This is a genomic window from Alistipes sp. ZOR0009, from assembly GCF_000798815.1.
Taxonomy (GTDB): domain Bacteria; phylum Bacteroidota; class Bacteroidia; order Bacteroidales; family ZOR0009; genus Acetobacteroides.
Genome location: NZ_JTLD01000077.1, coordinates 21,658 through 28,008 on the forward strand (window position 1 = coordinate 21,658; position 6,351 = coordinate 28,008).

Annotated in this window: 6 protein-coding genes; 3 read left to right on the forward strand and 3 right to left on the reverse strand. The window is 39.6% G+C overall.

Annotated features, from left to right (window positions below):
- Window position 1: 1 nt before the first annotated feature.
- On the reverse strand, window positions 2-922 hold the full coding sequence (gene xerD, locus L990_RS16145; protein WP_231562294.1) for a site-specific tyrosine recombinase XerD: 921 nt from the start codon (window positions 920-922) through the stop codon (window positions 2-4).
- Window positions 923-1,153: 231 nt separating this feature from the next.
- Here xerD and pyk point away from each other — a divergent pair, with 231 nt between their 5' ends.
- Window positions 1,154-2,572, forward strand: a complete 1,419-nt coding sequence (gene pyk / locus L990_RS16150; RefSeq protein ID WP_047451558.1) for a pyruvate kinase — start codon at window positions 1,154-1,156, stop codon at window positions 2,570-2,572.
- 46 nt (window positions 2,573-2,618) lie between these two features.
- Here the strand turns inward: pyk and L990_RS16155 are convergent, their stop codons facing one another.
- Entirely contained in the window at window positions 2,619-3,986 is a 1,368-nt protein-coding gene (locus L990_RS16155) for a thioredoxin-like domain-containing protein (RefSeq protein WP_047451560.1), read from the reverse strand.
- A gap of 178 nt (window positions 3,987-4,164) precedes the next feature.
- Here L990_RS16155 and L990_RS16160 point away from each other — a divergent pair, with 178 nt between their 5' ends.
- Window positions 4,165-4,572 (forward strand): Hsp20 family protein, encoded by a 408-nt coding sequence (locus tag L990_RS16160; protein WP_047451563.1) that lies wholly within the window; start codon window positions 4,165-4,167, stop codon window positions 4,570-4,572.
- 9 nt (window positions 4,573-4,581) lie between these two features.
- On the opposite strand, the gene nth is transcribed toward L990_RS16160, so the two are convergent.
- Window positions 4,582-5,223 carry an endonuclease III gene (nth, locus tag L990_RS16165; RefSeq protein ID WP_047451566.1) on the reverse strand — a complete coding sequence of 214 codons (642 nt, stop codon included), beginning with the start codon at window positions 5,221-5,223 and terminating at the stop codon, window positions 4,582-4,584.
- Between the two features lie 293 nt (window positions 5,224-5,516).
- Between nth and plsY the strand changes: the two genes are divergently transcribed.
- On the forward strand, window positions 5,517-6,146 hold the full coding sequence (plsY, locus tag L990_RS16170) for a glycerol-3-phosphate 1-O-acyltransferase PlsY (RefSeq protein ID WP_047451568.1): 630 nt from the start codon (window positions 5,517-5,519) through the stop codon (window positions 6,144-6,146).
- The last annotated feature ends 205 nt before the right edge of the window (window positions 6,147-6,351 follow it).

Consider the following 6,351-nt stretch of genomic DNA (forward strand, 5'->3'; position numbering starts at 1 on the left):
ATCAGCTATTAACGGCACGTGGGTGACATTTGAGTAGCACTTCACGTAAGTGCTTATTCTCTAGATGGGTGTATATCTCTGTAGTCATTATGGTCTCATGCCCAAGAAGTTCTTGAATGACCCGCAAGTCGGCTCCTCTTTCGAGAAGATGAGAGGCGAATGAATGCCTAAACGTGTGCGGACTGATCTTCTTTTTTAAGCCAATTTTATTGCTTAAATCCTTGATTATGGTGAAAATCATTACGCGGGTTAGCTGGTTTCCTCTTCTGTTCAGGAATAGAATATTTTCGTAGGCCGGGTTTATCGGCAGCTTATCTCGTTCGACAAGGTAGTCGTTGATGTTGTTGATGGCTTTTTGGTTGATAGGAACAAGACGCTCTTTATTCCCTTTGCCTATAATTCGAATGTATCCTTGGTGAAAAAAGAGATCCGTCAAGCGGAGCGATACGGCTTCTGTTACTCGCAGGCCGCAGCTGTAGAGGATTTCTATAATTGCCCGATTTCGTACACCTTCTGGTTTCGATAGATCGATAGCTTCTAAGAGGGCATCAATCTCGTCAGTGGTTAGCACGTGTGGTAGCTTTCGATCTAACTTAGGGCTTTGAATTAGTTCGGTTGGGTCTTCCTCTATGATGTCCTCGAGCATTAGGTATTTGAAGAAGCCTTTTATGCTGCTCAAAACCCGGGCTTGGCTGCGCGCATTTAGACCTTCGTCGTAAAGGCTGGCTAGAAACTCCTCTATATGATCTTGCTTTATCTCGACCGGCTCTATCTGCTGATGGTTTGTTCGTATAAAATTGTGGAATTTGTTAAAGTCTCGTTCGTAGGCTAAGAGCGAGTTTTCAGAAAGAGATTTTTCCAGACGTAAAAAGCTTAAATAGTCTTTTTTAGAATCAGCCCAACTCATGGTTATTTTCAGCATTATTTTGCTGCGAATATAACGTTAAGCCTTGTATATTGTAACATATTTTAATGAGAAAATATCTTTATTTTTATTTGGGAGAATTAAGCGATTCGCGTTCAGCTGGGTATGGTGGTTGCTGTGTTAAAATGAGTGAAGGTTGAAGGCGGGCATCCTCTTAAACTACTTATAATTCTTAAATTCGCGATGGAAAAGAACTACGAGCAAACTGATTAATTAAACTGCGAAAAAATGCTTAAGAAAACGAAAATTGTAGCCACCATTTCGGATAGACGGTGTGATGTTGATTTTATTCGTCAGCTTCACGAAGCAGGGATGGATGTTGTTCGTTTGAATACCGCTCATCAAACTCCCGAAGATTCAACCCGTGTTGTTGAAAATGTTAGAGCCGTTTCTGATAAAATCGCAATTCTTGTAGATACCAAAGGACCAGAGGTTCGTACCTGCAAAATGAAGGATGAGCAAAACATTGTTGTTAAGGCTGGCGATAAAATTAAGTTCAAAGGCGATGCCAGTGGGCTTTCTGATGGTGATACAGTTTATGTTTCTTATAGTGAGTTTGTTCGTGATATTCCTGTAGGCGCCTCAATTTTAGTTGATGATGGGGAGCTGGCTTTTTCTGTTGTTGACAGAATTGACGATTACCTTCTTTGCGAATCACAGGATAATGGAGTTGTTAAAGGTAAAAAGAGCGTAAATGTTCCAGGAGTAGAGGTGAAACTCCCTGCTCTAAGCGATAAGGATATTGATTTTATCCATTGGGCAATCGAAAATGACATCGACTTTATTGCTCACTCTTTTGTGAGGAATAAGGAGGATTTGAAGGCTATCCAAACTATTCTTGACGAAAAGAAGAGCAAGGTTAAGATTATATCTAAAATAGAGAATCACGAAGGCGTTGAGAATATTCAGGAAATACTGGAAAACTCCTATGGAATTATGGTTGCTCGTGGTGATTTAGGCGTTGAGCTTCCTGCAGAGCAAATTCCAGTTGTTCAGCGAAAGTTGATTAGGGCGGCAATGCAAATGCGTAAGCCTGTAATTATTGCAACGCAAATGCTGCATACCATGATTGATAATCCTCGACCAACAAGAGCAGAGGTAAGCGATATCGCCAATGCGATTTATCAGCGTACAGATGCTATCATGCTTAGTGGAGAGACCGCTTACGGAAAATATCCGATAGAAGCGGTTAAAACCATGAGCCGTGTAGCCTACGAGATCGAGCGTCATTTAAATCCAGAAGATGAAATCAGCACCATTCGTGTAAATAACGAAATTACGGCTCAGCTTGCTCGTTCTACCGTAAAAGCATCTCAAAGTTTGCCTATAAAAGCTATTATTATTGATACGGATACGGGCCGTACTGGACGCTATATGTCGGCATTTAGAGGAAATCTACCTGTATTTGCAAAGTGTTACCACAAGAGGGTCATGAGAGAGCTTGCTTTATCTTATGGTGTTTACTCCGACTATTTTAAACCACGCGATACTCGTGACGAATTTGTCCATGATGCTGTAAAAATGGCAAGCGATAAGGGCAAGTTTAAGCCAGAAGACTTGGTTATTGTAGTGGGAGGTAGTTTTGGTAAAGGAAATGGAGCTTCGTTTATGGAGATCTCTTCCGTAAAGAATATGACTGGCGAATAACCTTAAGCACTAAATAGTAAAAAGGGGAAGTAAAACTTCCCCTTTTTTATTTCTTATTTTGTTCATCCGAAAGCCGTTCGATTGATTTTAGTATAGTCTTTACATCCGATGGCTTGTCGTAAATTGTCTTATTCTTGTCTATTATGTAAATAATTGGGGTGCCTGTAACATGGTAGGCAGATGTAATTGGGCTATTGAATGGATTCTGAATAATCATATCAATCCATTCGTAGCCGTTCGATTTTATAAACGCTTTCCATGCAGGTTTGTAGGCGTCAAGATTGATGGCTACAACGTCAAATCCTAGTTCTTTTATCGTTTTATAATTGCGTGCTAAAGCCGGTAGCATTTTTCTGCAATGCGAGCACTCCATCGACCAAAAAATTAGGATAGTTCCATTATTGCTTAGCTCAGAAAGTTTCGCTTTTAAGCTGCTGCTTTCGATGGTAAAATCGGGTGCAGGTTTACCTGTCGTTAGCGATATTAGCTGCTCAAATTCGCTATCTAGGAGGTTTTGTTCAGGACCACTTTTAAGGGGATAGTTCTTTTTAATATACTCAATAATGCCATCGTAGGATGATTGAGAGAATGTTTTGATTAGCTCCGTTTTGAAAAAAGCCTGAACTTCTTGCGATATCCCAGGTTGGTTCATCACCTCATCTACTGCGCGTTTAAAATAGCTTGCTTGATCTTCACGAGATGCCCCATCAACATAAAAAAGATCGATGTAATCCCACAACTTATCCGATACAGAAGGCGTGTTTATAATATTGGCGCTTTCAAAAGGGAAGCTGCTCCACCAGTTTGAAATCAAATATTGGCGTTTTTCTTCTTCTGTGAGGTTTTCTGGAGCTTTAACAGGAAGTTCAGCTAGTATTATCTTCGAAGCTAGTAGGTCGCCTTTGCTATTGATTAAGCTTCGAATTGTGCCACTATAGCTGTTTTCGATAGCTCTTTTTTCTTTTAGAAGCACCCGGTTCATTTTTCCCTTAGTGGGATAGAACTTAAGGAGTGTGGTTATGGCCTCTATTTTCTTATTGTAAGCTTCGCGGGCTCTTAGGAAGCTATAGTATACTCGGTTTTCTTCAGATTTGATGACATGCAGGCTGTCGGGGAGGCTTTCTAAAGAGGTGGATACCTCTACATCTTCATTGTTAACGATTATTCGGGCAAATGTATCCTCGCTTAGAACGAACGAGTATATGCCTGGTTTGTAGTTTTTTGTTTTAAACGTGAAGGTCCCTTTCCCTAACTTAATTGAGTCTACAGGTATAAGTGTTGATCCTTGATTAAGGTAAACATAGGCGCTCAAAGGGGCCTCTTTTTCTTTCATTTTGATGGTAAGCGTACTACTTTGCCCCCATGCAAAGCAGATGGTTCCAAAAAATACTATTGTCGAGAGTATATGTTTCATTCGTGCAAATAAGGTTTTCAAATCTATGAAAATAGCGTAGAATCTACTGCTTAAAACGCATAATTAGGGTATTTTTTGATAAAAGGAAGCAGTTTTATTTTTTTTGTCTTAATTAATACACTTTCGTCAGCAATAACTGTTTCTTTATTACGATTAAAGTTTAATAAGGAGGTTTGTTATGCTACAGATTTCACGTAATGGCAGTATCATACCCAAATTTCTGTCAGATTTGATGGTTGCATCTTACGCCAATATTTTTGAAGATAAGCCATTGTCTGACATTCCTGCGGTTAGCTTGCAAGAGGATGAGCTGCGGTATACTTATGAGTTGTTGGTTCTAGGATTGAAGAAGTCAGATCTGCGGTTATGCTTGACTGATGGTGTTTTGGAAATCGCTGTAGCAGATGGAGTCGCTATAAAGGCAGAAGAAGAATTAAAAGAGCAATTGGATTACAGCAACTTTACACGATCTTTTCTTTTACCCGAAGACGCCGATTTGAACTCCATAAAAGCGACATGCGTTGATGGAGTTCTACGTATCTTTATTCTGAAAAAGGGAAAAGATCAGAAAGACGTAATAAGATAAGAAGGAGCGTTAAGCTCCTTTTTCTTTGTAGAAAGAGCAGATACTTGTTAGTCCACATTCTTTGCAGTTGGGCTTCCTTGCAAAACAGGTGTATCTCCCATGTAGTATAAGCCAATGATGGGCTTTGGGAATAAGCTCTTCTGGGAAATTTTTTACCAGCTCTTTTTCTGTTTCTAGCGGATTTTTTGCATTTGGAGTTAATCCAAGTCGTTTACTAACTCGGAATACATGCGTGTCTACAGCCATTGCAGGCTTATTAAATACCACCGAAGCAATTACATTCGCCGTTTTTCTGCCAACACCAGGTAGTTGTTGTAGCACATCGACATCCGAAGGTACTTCTCCCTCAAATTTAGTAATGAGCATTTGGGCCATTCCGAGCAAATGTTTCGCCTTATTATTGGGATAAGAGATGGAGCGAATGAGGTCAAATATTTCTTCAATCGATCCTGTGGCTAGGGATTCTGCGGTAGGAAATCGGTCAAAAAAGGGAGGGGTTACCATATTTACCCGCTTGTCGGTACATTGGGCCGAAAGAATTACAGCAACAAGAAGTTCATAAGGCGAACTGTAGTTTAATTCCGTTTCTGGATTGGGCATACTGCTGCTAAAGTAGCTGATTATCTTATTGTACTTCTCCTTCTTTGTCATTGCTTAAAGTTTGGTTTCACAAAATAAAGCAATATTTTAAGATGTTTGGTTCTAAATTTGTAATAGATACAACGCTTTGATATTGTTAAGCGTATGTGGCAAAGTAAACGTTCTTTACATTCTTTGCTGTTTAACGGTTTGGCGTTTTTACACTTTTACAAAAAAACACCATCCTGATGTTAAAAAAGTCAGGATAATGCATTGATATTTAGATGCGTGTTTGTTTTTTTACACGAAGACCGTTGTTCGTAAGAAAAAAAGTGACTTCTTTGCAAAATCAAAATTAAGATTTTATGGAATTAGCATTTCATGGATTTCAACTCTTGATAGCATATGTGCTTGGGTCGATTCCTAGTGCTGTTTGGATTGGTACAAAGTTTTATGGAGTGGATGTGCGTGAGCATGGAAGCAAAAATGCAGGTGCTACAAATACCTTAAGGGTGCTTGGTCCAAAAGCCGCATTACCGGTTTTTGCATTAGACTTCATTAAGGGGGCTGTTGCGGTTATGCTTGTTCATTTTACCGATTACACTCCGGGAACTTATCAGTTTGTAAACTTTCAGTTGCTCCTAGGAGCCTTAGCAGTGGTTGGGCATATTGCACCTATTTTCGCAGGATTTAGGGGAGGAAAGGGAGTTGCAACGCTTGCTGGGATTGGTGTCGCATTAAGTCCAGTTGCTGCGTTACTTGCAGTTGGTGTATTTGCGATTGTTTTCTTGGCTACCCGATATGTATCTGTTGGTTCGATGAGTGCAGGTATTGCCTACTCAATAATCGTTAACCTGTTTGTTGCAAACGCTCCTACGCCTCTGGTTATCTTTAGCAATGTTGTAGCTGTTCTCCTTATTTTTACTCACCGAAAGAACATTAAGCGTCTTTTTAAGGGAGAGGAGAGTAAGATTTCCTTTAAAAAAAAGTCCTAGTATAATATAGCATGAAGAAAGGCTCCTAAATGGAGCCTTTTTTATTGTAGGATTTCAAGTTCTGTATATAAAAAACAGAAACCTCATCCTATAAGCCCCTGTATTAGCTTTGAGGATGAGGTAACCAACTAATGTAACAATTGAATGCGATTATGAACCGCGACAAATGTAGAAGTCTTGAGGGATACCCAATCTTAAAAAAAAA